11 protein-coding genes and 3 pseudogenes are annotated in these 16,868 nt (G+C 41.3%); 5 read left to right on the top strand and 9 right to left on the bottom strand.

From position 1 onward, the window contains the following. Positions 1 to 202: 202 nt before the first annotated feature. The 3 genes from ABF638_RS20085 to ABF638_RS20075 form a co-directional block, all read right to left on the bottom strand. A complete protein-coding gene (locus ABF638_RS20085) occupies positions 203 to 1,069 on the bottom strand; it encodes an SDR family NAD(P)-dependent oxidoreductase (RefSeq protein ID WP_435024753.1) in 867 nt (288 codons plus the stop codon). 563 nt (positions 1,070 to 1,632) lie between these two features. Continuing rightward, entirely contained in the window at positions 1,633 to 2,724 is a 1,092-nt protein-coding gene (thrC, locus tag ABF638_RS20080) for a threonine synthase (protein WP_069070234.1), read from the bottom strand. Between the two features lie 333 nt (positions 2,725 to 3,057). Further along, the gene (locus tag ABF638_RS20075) at positions 3,058 to 3,324 is read right to left on the bottom strand and encodes a hypothetical protein (RefSeq protein WP_435024752.1); all 267 of its coding nucleotides are present in this window, start codon (positions 3,322 to 3,324) and stop codon (positions 3,058 to 3,060) included. 318 nt (positions 3,325 to 3,642) lie between these two features. Here ABF638_RS20075 and ABF638_RS20070 point away from each other — a divergent pair, with 318 nt between their 5' ends. After that, positions 3,643 to 3,834, top strand: a complete 192-nt coding sequence (locus ABF638_RS20070; protein ID WP_181929754.1) for a hypothetical protein — start codon at positions 3,643 to 3,645, stop codon at positions 3,832 to 3,834. A 100-nt stretch (positions 3,835 to 3,934) separates the two neighbouring features. Here ABF638_RS20070 and ABF638_RS20065 read toward each other — a convergent pair whose 3' ends face one another. Then, positions 3,935 to 6,295 (bottom strand): hypothetical protein, encoded by a 2,361-nt coding sequence (locus tag ABF638_RS20065; RefSeq protein WP_435024751.1) that lies wholly within the window; start codon positions 6,293 to 6,295, stop codon positions 3,935 to 3,937. Positions 6,296 to 6,599: 304 nt separating this feature from the next. Between ABF638_RS20065 and ABF638_RS20060 the strand changes: the two genes are divergently transcribed. Both ABF638_RS20060 and ABF638_RS20055 read left to right on the top strand, forming a co-directional pair. Then, the gene (locus ABF638_RS20060; protein WP_435024750.1) at positions 6,600 to 8,261 is read left to right on the top strand and encodes an iron uptake porin; all 1,662 of its coding nucleotides are present in this window, start codon (positions 6,600 to 6,602) and stop codon (positions 8,259 to 8,261) included. A 1,397-nt stretch (positions 8,262 to 9,658) separates the two neighbouring features. Next, positions 9,659 to 9,949: pseudogene (locus ABF638_RS20055) on the top strand (Photosystem Q(B) protein 1); the annotation flags it as partial. Positions 9,950 to 10,031: 82 nt separating this feature from the next. Here the strand turns inward: ABF638_RS20055 and ABF638_RS20050 are convergent. The 5 genes and pseudogenes from ABF638_RS20050 to ABF638_RS20030 all read right to left on the bottom strand — a co-directional run bounded on the left by ABF638_RS20050 (position 10,032) and on the right by ABF638_RS20030 (position 13,854). Then, entirely contained in the window at positions 10,032 to 10,886 is an 855-nt protein-coding gene (locus ABF638_RS20050) for a sulfurtransferase (protein ID WP_435024749.1), read from the bottom strand. Between the two features lie 243 nt (positions 10,887 to 11,129). Further along, a pseudogene (locus tag ABF638_RS20045) lies at positions 11,130 to 11,918 on the bottom strand (Ni/Fe hydrogenase subunit alpha); the annotation flags it as partial. A gap of 128 nt (positions 11,919 to 12,046) precedes the next feature. Beyond that, entirely contained in the window at positions 12,047 to 12,667 is a 621-nt protein-coding gene (locus ABF638_RS20040; protein WP_435024748.1) for a CP12 domain-containing protein, read from the bottom strand. Positions 12,668 to 12,789: 122 nt separating this feature from the next. After that, positions 12,790 to 13,242, bottom strand: a complete 453-nt coding sequence (locus ABF638_RS20035) for a hypothetical protein (protein ID WP_435024747.1) — start codon at positions 13,240 to 13,242, stop codon at positions 12,790 to 12,792. 71 nt (positions 13,243 to 13,313) lie between these two features. Continuing rightward, positions 13,314 to 13,854: pseudogene (locus tag ABF638_RS20030) on the bottom strand (oxidoreductase). A 121-nt stretch (positions 13,855 to 13,975) separates the two neighbouring features. Here ABF638_RS20030 and ABF638_RS20025 point away from each other — a divergent pair. Continuing rightward, on the top strand, positions 13,976 to 14,092 hold the full coding sequence (locus ABF638_RS20025; protein ID WP_435024746.1) for a DUF6653 family protein: 117 nt from the start codon (positions 13,976 to 13,978) through the stop codon (positions 14,090 to 14,092). A 101-nt stretch (positions 14,093 to 14,193) separates the two neighbouring features. Continuing rightward, positions 14,194 to 16,800 (top strand): chloride channel protein, encoded by a 2,607-nt coding sequence (locus tag ABF638_RS20020; RefSeq protein WP_435024745.1) that lies wholly within the window; start codon positions 14,194 to 14,196, stop codon positions 16,798 to 16,800. The last annotated feature ends 68 nt before the right edge of the window (positions 16,801 to 16,868 follow it).

Genomic DNA, 16,868 nt, shown 5'->3' with positions numbered 1-16,868 from the left:
TCTGATTAACTCAGCCCTGCTGGGTCATTTTGTATGGCTTAGTCTAAACTCCAGTAAAAAGCCTAGCGAATGGAATTCGCCGCTATACAGACAAAACCTGCCTACGCGGGTTTTCCAATTTCTTAAGTCCGCGCAGGCGGACTTAGTTTGTGTAGCCGCGATTTATAATCGCCAGGTATATTACAAAAAAATAGAACCCCTTCTATTTCCTAGGTATTTCTGCATAACCCCGATTTATTCCAATATCGAAATTTTCTCTATGCCTTGAATTCACTTTGTCTATACCAATCAACCGATAAATTGTATTTACAAATGGTGGATAAATTTGTCCAATTGCAAGCAATAATTTCGTCATACTTTCGTTAAGCAAACCGCCATTGACTATTACCTCTGACTGGTTTTGCTTAATAGCTTTGATGACTGCATTTGCCACATCAGTCGGTATGGAAATACCTGCAAACTTAGGAATTGTTAAATCACTATCAACAGTCATCCCGGCTCTACTGACATATCCCGGACAGATCGTTGAGAGATTTACACCAGTGCCAGCTAATTCTTCTCGCACAGCATCACTCCACATAATCAAACCAGCTTTACTCGCAGAATAAATGCTGTTGTAAGCAACTCCCTTTTTGCCGCCCAGAGAAGCAATATTAACAATATGTCCTGTCCCGCGTTCTAACATACTTGGCAGTAACAAACGCGTCAATTCCATAGGAGCAAGTAAATTAGTTGTAACGACTGACTGGATTTCTGCGAGAGAATAATCTACAAAAGTTCGAGAAATGATTATTGCAGCATTATTAATTAAAATATCAACTGGGCCTACCAATTTATTAATCTGATGCACTAGAGTAGAAAATTCTGTCACGTTTGTTATGTCAAAGGGAATACTTATTCCTTTACCGCCAACTATTTTGATTTCATCAGATGTTTTATCTAAGCCTGATTTTGAACGAGAAACGCTGACTACAGTTGCTTTTTCTTTTGCTAAAGTTCGAGCAATATATACTCCTAATCCACGCGAAGCACCAGTCAAAAGTACTGTTTTACCTTTAAGACTTGTCATGATAAATTCCTGGTATTTTAATGCTGGTAAAATTTGCAGATTGCAAACAACCAATAATTTATAAAGTCAGAAAATTAGGAGTAGCGATTAGCAAAATATATGAGCAATAATTAATTCGTACAAAATCCAGATAATACTTGCGAACCCTGCTCTTTATCCAGTAGTACTGACCTTACAAGTGCCTGACTTTAAAAACCAATATTATGTCAGTGAGATACTTAATTGCAACTTATATGCAACACTATAAGTCTCTTTTGATCTGGATAAAGTTTAAAGGGCAAGGGGTGAATGGCACTAAGAAAAGGGAAAATCGTTGAGGCAGCAGGGGAGCAGAGGAGCAGGGGAGAAAGAAGAAATTTTAGGCATTGCGTTCAGATATTTAGAAATTCCCCTCTGCCCCCCTGCTCTCCTGCCCCTCTGCAATCCCTACGCCGCTTACCTTTCAGCTTAACTTAGTGCCATTCGGGCAAGGGGTAAAGGTAAATTCAAACCCTTTCCCTTTGCCCTTTTCCCCTTAACCGAAAAGTATTGGAGTTACCTAACACTAACGCTTCACGTTAATCTTAAAATCCCATTGCCTCAGCGACTGCGCCCAATTCTGCTGCAATACCCTGTTTAAATTGACTGTGATTGTGTTTAATGGCTGTATCTGGGTCTTTGAGACCATTGCCTGTGAGGACACAAACCACTGTCGCCCCTGTGGGAATTTGGTCTTTCACCTGCAATAACCCAGCTACAGAAGCGGCGCTAGCGGGTTCACAGAAGATACCTTCTGATGCTGCCAAAAGTCGATAAGCGTCGAGAATTTCTGCATCGGTGACGGCGTGGAAATTTCCCTGACTTGCGGTTTGGGCTGCGATCGCTAAATCCCAACTAGCGGGGTTGCCAATGCGAATTGCTGTCGCTAGGGTTTCGGGATGCGCCACTGGCTGTCCATGTACCAAGGGGGCTGCACCTGCGGCTTGAAATCCCATCATTCGGGGTAAGCGATCGCACTTTTTGGCTTGATGATATTGACAAAATCCCATCCAATATGCTGTGATATTCCCGGCATTGCCCACGGGGATACACAGCCAGTCTGGAGCATCACCCAGCGCATCGACGATTTCAAAGGCTGCTGTTTTCTGCCCTTCTAGGCGGTAGGGATTGACCGAATTTACCAAAGTGATTGGATAGGTTTCGGCCATCTCGCGGACAATTTCTAGCGCTTGGTCAAAATTGCCTTTAATTGCCAATACTTCTGCCCCGTACAGCAACGCTTGAGCTAATTTGCCCAGTGCCACATAGCCGTCGGGAATCAGTACAAAGGCATTCATGCCCCCACGCCTTGCATAAGCGGCGGCGGCGGCTGAGGTGTTGCCGGTGCTGGCACAAATTACCGCTTTTGCCCCTGCTTCCTTGGCCTTGGAAATTGCCATAGTCATCCCCCGATCTTTGAAGCTGCCGGTAGGATTCAGACCATCGTATTTTACAAAAACCCGAACTTGTCTGCCAATACGTTCTGCGATCGCTGGCACTGGTATTAGCGGTGTATTTCCCTCTAATAGAGTGACAACCGGTGTTTTTTCGCTGACAGGCAAATATTCGCGATAGGCTTCTATCAGTCCGGGCCAGGGTTGGCGATAAGATGTAGCAACAGACAGGCTCAAAGTCACGGGATTTAAAATTTCTTAATGTAAGGATTGGATATTTTAGAGAGGGTGGGATCAGGAAGTGCAGAATAGGGAAGAGGAAGAAAGTGAATTTTTCTTTGCTAGTTCCCAGTTAAGAGTCCCTTAATTCCATTAAGAATATTATTTTTTGTGGTGCAGGCGTTTCACTTGCTATTTTTTATTTTTTTATTTAGAACGTCAGTTTATCATAACCGCCACAGTGACATTAGGTTCAACAAATTAGCTTGAGGATGCTCACAGGATGAAAAATGATCAGTAAATATCTGGTAGTTACGTAATAACTCTATAAAACTCTTATTTTTAACCTACGGAAACTTAAAAGGGCGGGGTGTGGGGGACTACTCCCGGATTTCTCACCACACCTCTCAAAGCCTGCGCTTGTGCAGGGGAGCAAGGGAGCAGGGGAGAGTTCAATGTGCCAAGTTCAATCCCCTCTGCCCCTCTGCCCCTCCGCCCCTCTGCACCATCAAACGCCTGAAGCTTGTGAGAAATGCGGGTACTCTTGCTGAGGGGAAAACTCTTCTCTCTTTCTCCCTGCTCCCATTCCCCATGTCCAAAAACTCCACCGATGGAGTTTTTCATAATTTGGCGTAATTATTGATGGAGTCTACATATAATTTCTTGCGTAAATTCACTAAAAAGAGCGATAATAATTCGTACAACCATAATTGACAGGCTATCAATTAAGTACTGTTAAGTACCATCTCACTGGATGGAAGCTTTACACAGTTGGGGCGATGTTTGATTTGGAACACAGCCATTATGATCACCGTCTCTTATGATTGAACCTAAAATCCATTAGAGTAATTGATTGAAAATATACAATAATTTAATAAAGCTTAAAATAGCATTATTATATTATTTCTAATGGTGTGAGTTAAGTTGTGGATTTAATTAGCGATGCCTACTTGTTTATCTAATGTTTCCGATCGCGAGTCCCAGGCTAACTGGGTCAGTAAGTTAACCAAGTCTTACTATCAAGACGATCAGCAAGCTAAATTGATGCATTTACAGGCAGAGGTAGATTCTCTGTTGCAGCAGTTGGAAAACCTGAAGCACCAACGTCTAGCCGAAACTAACCAAAAAGAATAAGTTAGTCTTCTAGGTAGCGATGTCTACGACGGGCTACGCCTACGCTTTTCCCCTCTCTAATTTAAATTTGAGTAAGGGGCAATTTTGATTAAAGCGGGTGCTATTCAAAGCGCTGATTTTTCTCTGACCAGCGCTTCAAACTGTAGTTATGAGCATTTTCTACCAACAAAGCTAAGGATTGCACCCCTGAAAGCTTGGCGATCGCAGAGAGTCTTTGTAAGTAATTTCCTGTAAAATCAGTGTAAATGACTTTATTCCCATCAGACAAAATTATAGTCCGGTCACGGCGTTGCTCTGTGTTCTCCCCCTGAATTCCAGGTTTAGACTGATTCAAGGATGTTATTGCTTCTGGTGAGATAGTTAATATTATTTCTGGTTGAGCGTTATTTGTTAAATCAATCACTTGAACAGGCCAGTCACCCAATTTTTCCTGCATCTGTTCAAAACTAGGAATAGCACCAGCCGGAACTTCACCAGATTGCTGTAAAGATTGCCACAAACTCGATAGCATTATCTTCACCCCTTGGGGATTTTGTTGATACAGTTCCCGTAGAGAAATGGGAGATGGTTGCACCCATTCTAGTGCTGCATTGGTCAAGGCTAAAGGTTTAGGTTGAAGAACATCGTTTTGATTATCTGGAATTTTTGGGCCAGCAGCTAATAGGCGCAAAACTTTACCCCGTAGTTGCACCGCTTTGATAGCAGCTATAGTAATTTGTTGTTCTCCATTTGGTAACCAGACCACAATCTGGATTTCAGGGTCAGAAGTGATGCCCAAAGTTTTCCCCAAAAATTTAGCGGACTCAGTTTTGGGTAAGTTGAAATTCTCAAAAGGGAAATTTAGCCAGCGTTTTCCGTCATTAAATGCACTCACCTCCACCTGATACCAAACTTGGTTATCTGTGAGTTTGAAATCTGCTGAGGAATTTGTTTGCAGCCAGTCGGTGTTAGTAACTTGAGTGACTGGTTGGACTGTACCAACAATCTGACTAGGGTGAGTAGAGGATATTTGCGACTTTGTACCCTCACCATTGAGTCTTGCTAACAGACTTTGAATATAAGCAAGATTATCTTTTGTAATTTTTGGTTGCGCCTTTAACCAAGAATTAGCATGTCCTTCTCCTCGCTGAACTGCTAAAATCAAAGCGAACCAAGCTTGCACCTCTCGTCTATTTGGGTTCACCCGCAACGCCGCCGCTGTGCGATTCCACAACCGTTTTTCATCAGCTTTCAGTAGGGTGGCAATTTCTTGGGCATTATGTGGCGACGCTTCAAAAACCTGTAAAGCCTTCTCCCAGCGACCATCAATCAAATCTGCTAGTGCTTCTTGACTAGGACTTGCCCAATTTTTTTGGGATTGGATTTTAGTAAGTTGGGAATGCAAACGAATCAAATCCATTTGCGCTTGCGCCGCCTCTGGTAAAACTCCCTTGCGCTGTTTTTTGATTGACTTCAACCATTCAAAGGCTGGTGTCCACAGTCCACTACGGGCAATTGACAGGGCATTTTGGTATGCAGAATCCTTGAAAGCTGGTGATTTGAGGGTAATTTCCTCCAATTGAATTGGTTTGAGGAATAACTTCAGAGGCTTGACTTGATAAACCTGTAAGTGGGGTTCTAAACCTATAGTTTGATCAACAACTAACTCTTTTGTACCATCACCAGTTACCTGCTGCCATTTGGGAAATTGTCCATTAGGACTAGTCCAAGACAACATTTGTAGTAAATTCGTGCGTTCTGGATTGTAGTATACGACATGACCATAAGCGATCGCACCAGTTCCTTGTTGGCGTTGACCCCGCAAATCAAACCAAACCCCTGGTGATGGTGTCCCACCTTCAAAACGTTGTACCTTATTTAAAGGTAGGGGAATATTAATATCTTGGGGTTCTAACGTTCCATCAAGTAAGGGAGAAATCACAAAGGATTCATCTGGGCCAGTTATAGGTAATTGAGTCGCTAGATAGTAGTAATTTTCTGACTGAGATTTAAACTCTAACTCTTCTGAGCGTTCGTAAACCCTGAGTTCCACCAGTTCTTCACAATCAGATTGACAATTAGCACGCTGCTGAAAAACTGGCAGTAAAAATGATTTTTTCGCATCTTGATGTAAAGGCAGAGTTTCCCCCAATATTTGGTTTTTTTTACTCAAATCGAGTTGAATTTGTTCGAGAGTTTGGGGGCGTTCGTGATTACCAAGGGGGATTTGCGCCCATGCAGGTAAAATTTTATTTAGCCAGCTTACCTGGTCTGGATTGAAAATGAAGAGAACGCTAATCCAGGCAAAAGCCATAATTAGACTAGCACTACTGAACAGAATTGCGATCGCTAGCGTTGACGACAACCAATTTCCCCGTTTTAGTTTTTTCTGGGGTTTTTTAACAACGCGTTTCATCGCACCTGCATGAGGTTTATTTTGTTTAGAGGCTTTTGGTGTCAGCTTTCGTGAACGGTTTGCCATAGATTAGGGACTGGGGATTAGGGATAGGGAATTAGGGATTGGGAATTAGGGATTAGGGATTGAGAAAACTCTTTCCTAGTCCCCAGTCCCCAATCCCCAGTACCTAGTCCCCAGTCCCCAATACCCTGTTATACTCGTCCTTTCAGAAGTTGCCCAGAAGCATTAAGTCTAATTTGGGACAAAATCCGTAAATGTCCCCATGTGAACCCTAGATGATCGCGAATACACTCTTCACTTAAGTATGTGAGCAGAGTGTAAAAAATTGAAAGGTAGACTTATTAGCCGCAGTCATCGCAAAACCTGGATGCTCGCATGGTTACTAATTGCGGGAGTAAATGGAGTTGCACAAAAAGCACTAGCACAAGAGTACATAGATACAATAACTACTCAGGAGTCAGGAGTTAAGAGCGATAATATTATTCCCTCATCTCCCTCCCCAGAAGAACCGATGGCGCAAGTTACATCGGTTTCTCAACTCAAGGACGTACAACCAAACGATTGGGCATTCCAAGCATTACAGTCTTTAGTAGAACGCTATGGTTGTATAGCCGGCTATCCAGATAGTAGCTATCGCGGTAATCGCGCCTTAACTAGGTATGAATTTGCCGCTGGTGTGAATGCTTGTTTAGATAGAGTCAACGAATTAATCACTACAGCCACCAGCGATTTAGTGACTCGCGAAGATTTAGCAATATTACAAAAATTGCAGTCAGAATTTTCCCCTGAATTAGCAACTTTGCGGGGTCGTGTCGATAGTTTAGAAGCCAGAACAGCCGAAATCAAAGCCAACCAATTCTCAGCAACAACCAAACTCAACGGACTACTAATAGTTGGCATTCAAGGACGGACTAGCAATCGTGGTGATGTAAATCCTAGAGATGGACAAAAAGATACAGATGATGCGGGGACAAACACTAATGTTATCTCCCTCGCGCAACTATATTTAACTAGCCAAATCACTCCCAGCAGTTACTTGTTTACAGGTCTTATAGATGGTGAAGGAAGAACTACGCCTAGATTTACCAATAGTGTTTCCCGAAATGACGTTTTACTTGGCTACGAATTTCCTACAGATAGCTTGATTGTAAGTGACCTCAATTTGCATTGGCTGGTGACAAATAAATTAGCAGTAATGGTAGGAACAGAAGGCGTAAGTATGCCAGCTGCTTTCCGAGGCCCCAATCGGGTAGAAAGTGCTGCAACAGGGCCGCTGTCTTATTTTGCCCAAAGAAACCCAATTTTAAATATGGGATACGGTCACGGCGGTATAGCTATTGATTGGCAATTTACTAAACGCGCTAGTTTGCAGGCAATTTATACTAGTTATCAACCAGGAAATTCTGGGACAGCTAGTGGTTTATTTGATGGAACCACCACTACAGGTGTGCAATTACTGCTGACACCAACTGATACTCTCGATTTAAGTTTGTATTACGTTAACAATTACTCTTCTGATGGTTGTTTACTAACCTTTGTTGGCGATGAATGCTTAACTACAGTTAATACCACTACCGGAAAATCAGCACCGCTGCAAACTAACGCCGTGGGTGCGACTGTAACTTGGCAAATTTCTCCCCGCATTAGCGCAGGTGCATGGGGTGGTTATACTAAATCTTATATTCCTGGGCAATCAGGAAATGTAGAAACTACGAATTATATGGTGTTTATGAATTTTCCTGATTTATTTGCTAAAGGGAATTTGGGGGGGATTTATGTTGGTCAACCTCCTAAAATTACCAGTAGCAACTTACCTGTAGGAAATAATGTCCCTGATTTTGTAAATACTGGTTTAGGACGTGCAGGTGGACAACCAGGGACGACCACTCAAATCGAGGCATTTTATCGTTTTCAGTTAACAAATAATATCAGCATTACACCAGGAATAATTCATATCTTAGAGCCTGGTCATACACCAGATAGTGACTCAGTTACCATTGGTATTCTGCGAAGTACTTTTAGTTTTTAATTTCTCGTAGAAAAATATTATGGAACTGACAGCAGAATTCAGGATTCAGAATGGGTTAACAGAAGGAAAACAGTCTTGACGCCAGGGTTTGAGACTTAGATTGTGTACTTCAAAAACTTTAAATTCGCTGTAAGTATTGACGGATGATTATACACAATTGACCGCAATAAACAATGAAAATTTATTTTTCAACACCCCATATTCAATTCTCTATGACCCATACCTAATTTTCAATAGATATAAAAAAGGTTTGGCGGTTAGCCAAACCTATATATAAATCCAGTGCATAACAACATCCCGAATTAATTTACTCATTATTCTATTCATAGGGCATCTTCCTATAGGATGTGTGCAAATATCCTGAAACCTGATAAGACATTACCCCAGTATTCTTGAATACCTAAAATATAAAATTAATCTGCCATAGGTTAGAGGCTATAGCAGATTAATTTAGATGTTAAAGTTAGCAAAAAAACTAGAAGTATTTTTATATCCAGAACTTACATTAAAGCGATTTTTCCAACTAGCAAGCAAAATAAAAGACGGGATGATTTATCCCGTCTAAATAGCTTGAAAGTGGAAATACACCTTGAACTGTGGAAAAATAGCACAAATAAAACTCAATAGATTGTAAGGCTAGCAAATAATCTTAACAAAAAATGTTGGTTGAGTTTACTTTTAATGTTTTAATTATTTGCATTTTAGCAAATATATCATATTTTGATTTGAATGTAATGTCAAAATGCCAAATAATCAGCAATAAAAAAGACGGGCTTTAGCCCGTCCTATGTATAATAAGTAAAAACATCTTGGTAATTTCTGCAATATATCAAAATACTCTAATTACAATGTGCCAAATTGCCAAATACTTACCAATAGAAGATGAATATTAATTTATCTGTAATTGGATATTTTTATCAGCTATAAATTTTACTATATAGTATTTGATTTTAGAAATACACGTAGGGTGTTTTAGCGCAGAAAGTACGGCACTATTCCAAGCTTTAGGTGCGTTATAGCGGTTCTCGACAAGCGTGAAGTACAATTTTGACCTCTCTCCAAACGCTTGCGGGGGGACAAAATGGTCTAAAATGCTTATATTACAAAGAGTGTAGCAATTTGTGGTAAAAGAAAAAGAGCATTCATTCGCAACAAGCTCTATTTAATGATAATATTACCAGAATTCTACGAAACAAACCTCAAGCGAGAATTGGGACGTGCAGAATATTTATTACTAAAAATCCTGATATAGGACTCATATTTGATTTCTGAAAAAACTCAGTACAACTAAGAAGCCTTCTTTCCTGTTGCCTGTTGCCTGTTGCCTATTGCCTGCCTACGCAAATCAGTTCAGAAATCAAAGCGGATTCCTATAAATTTATTACAATCAATAAAAACGGTTATTGATTCCTATCTTTGCTAGTAAAAATCATCGTGCTTTCCATTTATTATTAGCAGCATTCCCAACGATAGGTATTTGGTTCGCAGCGATGGGTGTATGTTCGATGGCGTTTAATATCAATGGGTTGAACTTTAATCATTCCATCTTAGATAGTCGGGGTGAAGTAATTAGAACCAACGCTGATATGCTGAACCGTGCCAATCTGGGTATAAATGCAATGCACGCTCCTAATGTCCATAATTTCCCTTTAGTTTTGTCTATTGGTCAACCCATTCCAGTTAGTTAAAGATTGCATCCATCCATTTTTATAGTGGTTTTAAACCTGCCTGTAATTCTGACATTAGTCAATATGATGGGCAGGCTTTTCATTAGATTACTCTACTATCAATGGGTAGTGATAAGTCACGCGACCATTCATTCCAAGAGCCAAAATAATTTCTGGCAGAAATTCCTGCCTCTTCAAGGGCTATTAATGTATTAGCAGCCCTTGAACCTTTAAAGCAGTAAATATACACAATGGACTCTGAAGTAATACCTACTGAGTTACAAATTTCTCGGATTTCATCTGGCGATCGGAATGTAGGGATTTCCGATTCAGAATTCATCAGATGATGCCATTCTAACCATACAGCGTTAGGGATTCTGCCTTTGCGGGGACAAAAATCAGGATGGTAGGGAGAAGAACTCAACCCAAGCCATTCGTTGCGATCGCGCACGTCTAATTTAATAATTGCTGGATTGTCAATTGCTTGCAACATCTCTGCGGTAGTCACTATCATATCAGTGTTGGGATGCAATCTAAATATGCTGCTTTCACGTAATGGTACTTCATCGGTAGTAGGTAATCCCTCTGTCAGCCATGCTCTATATCCTCCGTGTAAAATAGATACCTGAGTGCAACCCAAATACTTCAGTAAGAAAGCTGCTCGGCAAGATTGACCATAACCTCTATTTAAGGCATCTTCGTACACAATTAACCGTTCTGCACCCGATATTCCCAGCTTGCTCATAATTTCTGCAAAATACTCTTGTAATTCCTTTAATCCTGCTGGGGAGGAATTCTCTAAAAGATAGGTGAAAAAATCTCTAATATTTAGGGATTGAGGAATATGAGAAATAGCATAATCTTCGAGGCTTCGCGTATCGATAATGACAGCCTGTGACGACTTTTCTGCTGACATTGACGTGAGTTCTTGAGGAGAAATGAGGAGTTTTGTATTCACGCTTTCATGCTTCTGTTATCCTACCATTAGGCATTATCGTGCCCGGTAGATTTGCATTTTGAAATGGAAATCACAGAAGAAGAAATGTTGAATGTTACGAGAGAACTTTTGTAGCTGTATTGTTTTCAAGCAAAAATCCAGAATTCAGAATTCAGAATAGATTAATCTCGCCAAACTTCATTTACAATATTCCCCTCTTTCCCAACTAATTGAATATGCAAAGGCATTTGTCCGGCTGCATGAGATAAATTCTTGATAATCAGTTGGATCGAGTTTATCAGTAATAATATTTCCAGCCCTATCTACAAAACGAATATGTCCGTCGTAGTTCTCCCACAAACCATCAGGAGTAACTAAATCCATAAATAAGCTAGGAAAATTCCCAAAGGTTTGCACTTCTTTTTGATAATCATTGAGTAAGCCTTTAAATCTACCCAGTGCATCTAATATTGTGCTGCGTACTTCTGGAATGCGGTTCTGAATATGGGTGCGTCCTTCTGGGGATAAGGGTTCACGGACACAACCAGGAACCGCCCATGATGGATGTATTTTTCGCCCACCTAATTGTTCAATAATTTCTTGTCCAAATTGACGTAAGCGGATTCCACCACGCGCTAGTTCTGGTTCCGCTGCAATTAAGCCAAATACATTGCGTTTTTGGGGGTCGCTATCCATTCCTAATAATAAATCTGGGGCGCTGAGGTGGAAGAAACTCAGGGCGTGGGATTGGATAATTTGTCCCAAATTCATCAAACGGCGCAGTTTTTCCGCAACTTTGGGAATTGTAACAGCAAGGATGCGATCGCCTGCCTTTGCTGATGCTAACAAATGACTCACCGGACAAATCCCACAAATTCGCGCCGTAATTCCTGGCATTTCCCAGAGTGGACGACCCTCGCAAAACTTTTCAAAACCACGAAATTCTGTGACATGAAAACGAGCATCGCTCACTTGTCCTGTATCGTCCAGATAAATACTGATTTTGGCATGTCCTTCAATTCGTGTAACCGGGTCGATGATGACTTTTTTCATAACTATCTCAATTTGGGATTTTAGATTTTAGATTAACCCCGTTAATTCATTCATGGACTTGTACCATTCTTAAATTTTGGATTTTCAATCTTCAATCCAAAACCCAAAATTTCAAATCTAAAATTCGGTCAACCGCTACACGAAGTGTCATAGATTCCTTTAGCTTCTGGATATTCATCGCAATATTCTTCAAGGGCTGTTTTCACGACTTTTTCTGCTCGTTGATGTGCTATGTCGGCTTGTAATTCCTCAATGGCATCCCAAGCAACAGCACATTCTTCTGAATGGATGCCTTTCTGATCGCAAATGTCACGAGCTTTTTTAATTTCTTCCTGAAGTTGTTGTTCTAGTAAAATAGTGTGGGGTTGCTGAAGAAAGTTACTATTAGCTAGAATGTCAACGAGGGAAATGATACCCAGTAGTTCGCCCTGAATAACAGGCGCTCTTTGCAAATTATGGTCAGCAAATAATCGCGCTATGTATTCTAAGCCAAGGTCAGGATTGACCACGATACAAGGCTTGGTCATCACTTCATGAACACGCACGCTACAAGGATCTTTGCCATAAGCAATCACTTTATAGACAATATCCTTTTCAGTAATCATGCCGTAGGCGTCTTGTTCATGGCGACGATCTACAACCAGCGCTTTCCAGTCCCTTGTTCTTAAGAGTTTGACTGCTTCCGCCACTGTTGCGGAACTACGAATAGTGGCAACATCTTTAGTCATAATGTCAGATGCTTTCAACATAATGCCCTCCAAATTTCTAATAAAGCTAATGGTATACGGGTTTATTGAAGAAGAAATCAGAAATTAGAATCAATCAGTTGTACAGAATAACTTCTGACTCCTGAATTCTGTTTCGATAAAAGCTAAAAATGTGATCTTTCTAGCTGTTGTTGTGATTTATTAGCCATATTTTGCAACCGCATCCATTTAAAAGCAGTAATATTTAATAATAAACCCACAAAGAATAACAAGACCATCAAGGCTATCTGATACCAGAGAACTGGCTGGACAAATAAATCTAAAATCACGTGTAGTAAGTTCATGATGCTGTAAAAAACAGTTAGGCCAAAATGAATGATTCGATAACGCTTTGAATCAGTAAAAGTAGTGGTAATAATTGCCAACATTGGTAGCACAAAAAAGCCCAACATCAACCACATAATTACAGAAATATCATTGATATTTGTAGCTTTTTGAGATTCAAAAACAGATAAACCGTGAAAAAGTGGCATTAAACCCAGTTGCGTATGAAACAATGTTCCTAGTAGAAATACTGTCCACAGAGCAATAATTCTTTCCCGATAATTAACTGCCATAATTGTTTATAAAATTGTTTTGTAATTTCCTCACCTTCAACTTAGATAAAGAATTTGAGTAACTTGTGAAGTTAACCAAACTTGATAAATTCACGTCCTTCTAGTTGTGGTTTTTCTCCCCTTAAAAGTGGCTCTAACACTGCTTTAATCCGAGTTGCATCAGGTGGACAACCTGGCAAATAAATATCAACTGGGACTACTGTATGGACTGGTATCACCCGATCTAGTAAGGTTGGTACAATACCAGGCTCATGGGGAATTGTGGCGTGAATATCTGCGGCTTCTATGTAACAACGCTGAAGAACAGGTTCGGCACTACCTAAAGCGTAAAGCAGTAACATTACCAGTGACAGCACAATCGCCAAAAGAGACAAGGATGTGCGATCGCTCTCTTACTGTCTGAATAGTTTCCAAGTGATCCTCATTGGCTACTGCACCCTCAACTAACACCACATCCACCCCTTGAGGATATTCTTTGGTGTCAGCGAAGGGACTATAAACTAAATCTACCTGTCCTGCTAAATCAATCAGCCATTCATCCAAATCGAGAAAAGACATGTGACAACCAGAACAGCCGCCTAGCCAAACCGTTGCTAATTTTAAACGAGCCATTTTCTTTTTTTTGAGGGTGATTAAAAGCGATGGTGCGGAGCGCCCACGTAGGCGATCGCAAAAATTTTCAGTCTACTGAAGTTGCGTTTTTAACAATCAACAGCCTTGAGGAGATATTGCAATGACTTTTGAAAGAAAGGTAGCAGCAATCTTTAATATGAGCGAAACCACTTGGGAACGTCATGCCAATCCCTGGAGTGGGTGGACACGTATCATTACTGTACATACCTATCTTTAGGCATAGAAAAATTTCATTCTGATTTCATTTTTTTAGGAAAAGCTATGAATAGGGTGAACGGTAAGACTTTTCAGACATTTATATACCTTCATTGATGACAAGTGATTGCTAAAAATAGGTTAGCCAGGGGTAAAATTCTCTGGTTGAGGCTTTCCCGTCAGTTGGTTCAACCCAGGCGCTTGGCTTTCGTGGAAGCTTGCCTGATTGGTCTAGTTTCTGGGTTAGCGGCAGTTCTGTTAGGACAGGCAGTGGATTGGGCTGGTGCATTGCGAGTACGTATTTCTTACCATTGGCCTGCCTACTTAGTACTACCAGCTATTGGACTGATAGGAGGAATCTTAGCTGGTTGGCTAGTAGAGCGCTTCGCACCGGAAGCATCAGGTAGTGGGATGTCTGAAGTCAAAGCGGTATTGGCTCGCATACCAATGCCGTTAAATCTGCGGATTGCTTTGGTGAAGTTGATCAGCGCTACGTTAGTGTTGGGTTCGGGAATGCCTTTGGGACGTGAAGGACCAACTGTCCAAATTGGGGCAGCTTTGGCAAATCAACTGAGTAATTGGGCACCGACTTCACCAGAGCATCGTCGTCAACTGATCGCCGCCGGAGCCGGGGCTGGTTTAGCTGCGGCTTTTAATGCACCGATCGCAGGTGTACTATTTGTAGTGGAAGAATTACTCCAAGATGTGTCAGGTATCACTCTTGGTACTGCAATTTTGGCTTCTTTCATCGCTTCAGTCATCTCCCGGCTGTATGGTAGTCACAACCTGGATCTGAATCATCTAAATTTAGGTCTTCCCGATACAACTTTCTTCGCTCAGGAAATCCCTTTCTACTTAATTTTAGGAGTGTTGGCGGGACTTCTAGGCATTCTATTTAATAAAGGTATCCTTGAGAGTCTAGCAATTAACCGCCGCCTGCTACATGTGAGTTTACCCTGGCGAATTGGAATTGCTGGGTTAGTGAGTGGTTTGGCGATCGCCTTTTTACCTGCTACCTTTCGGGATCATGCTGGGCTGAGAGAAATTTTGCTTGCGGGTAGTGCTAATTGGTCATTTGCCGCGATCGCTCTTTTAGTTCAGTTTATCCTAATTATTTTTACCTACGGCTCTGGAGCGCCAGGAGGTTTACTAGTTCCCACATTGGTCTTGGGAGCTGCACTTGGTTACTTAGTTGGTGCTGTCGAATACAGTTTACTAGGAATGAGTGCTGCAACAGTCTATGCTCATGTCGGCATGGCTGCTTTTTTTAGCGCTGTCTCCAAAGTACCAATTACAGCAGTTGTCATTGTATTTGAGATGACAACAGATTTCAATCTGGTGCTACCGTTAATGATTGCGTCTGTGGTTGCCTATTTGGTAGCAGAAAAAATTGACCATCGATCGCTCTACGATCTTCTACTAGAGTGGAAAGGGATTCACATCACCAAAGAGCCAAGCACAGAGGGACTTCTGGCGCAACTGAGTGCCGTAGATGTGATGCAACGGCGTGTGGAAACTCTCTCTAGCCAAATGAGTACTGATGAAGCAGTACAGGCATTTTCTCACTCTCACCATCGCAACTTCCCGGTTTTAGAGAATGGTAAAGTTGTTGGTATTGTCACTCAGAAAGATTTAGTTAATATTGCTTCGCAACAGTTAATTGGAGATACAACTATTAGCGAGATTATGACACCAGAGCCAGTGACAGTAAGCCCCACAGCTACACTAGCTCATGTACTGCATATACTCAATCGTTATCATCTCAGCTGCTTACCTGTTACAGAAAATCGCAAGCTTATAGGAATTATTACTCGTAGTGATATTATCCGTGTGGAAGCAGAGCAACTGAGTGGTAATAGCGAACAAATAGAACGTAAATCAGCACCTTCTTATGTGGTTTACCAAACTCGCGCTCCAGCTACAGGCAAAGGACGATTATTAGTACCACTTTCACATCCTCAGACAGCCGAGACTTTATTGGAGATGGCAGTTGCGATCGCCAAAGATCGCAATTACGAAATAGAATGCCTACAAGTGATTATCGTTTCGTCTAGCCGCATCCCATCGGAAACACCAGTGCAAATCAGCAAAAGTCTTCAACTTTTGCAACGGGCAATACTTTTAGGAGAGAATTCGCGGATTCCCGTTCACACCCAGATCCGAGTTGCCCATAATGTTGCTGGGGCAATTTTGGAGACTGTCAAAGAACGACATATTGACTTGGTGCTGATGGGATGGAAAGGTACTACATCAACTCCTGGTAGAGTTTTTAGCCGAGTGGTGGATACCATAATTCGACAGGCAGGTTGTGATGTTATCTTGGCTAAATTAGATGATAAAAGATCCTTTGACCGTTGGTTGTTGCCAATGGCAGGCGGCCCTAACTCCAGCCAAGCAATTAAGTTATTACCCGCTCTTGCTTCTTTAAGTACATCACCCCAAATCAAGCTATGTCAGGTTTTCCAGCCGACTAACTCGATTCCTGACACAACATTATTAGATAAATCTGTTCGCTTTCTGCAACGCCGAGTTAGCGGTAAAGTAATGGCTACTCCAGTTCGTGCCAATTCTGTTTCTGAGGCTGTTCTGAAGTGTGCCCAACAAGACAATAGTGATGTAATTGTCCTGGGAGCTAGCCGTGAAAGTCTACTGCAACAAGCGATTCAAGGAAATATTGCCGAGAATATTTCTCGCAAGAGTAATTGTACAGTTATCATGGTCAAAACTTAATTACATAGGCGCAACCCTACCCATAGAGTATTACGAATGACAAATGACAAATGACAAATGACGAATTA

The sequence above is a fragment of the Nostoc sp. CALU 1950 genome (genome assembly GCF_051172895.1).
Taxonomy (GTDB): Bacteria; Cyanobacteriota; Cyanobacteriia; order Cyanobacteriales; family Nostocaceae; genus Nostoc; species Nostoc edaphicum_A.
This window is presented reverse-complemented; position numbering and strand designations above follow the sequence as displayed.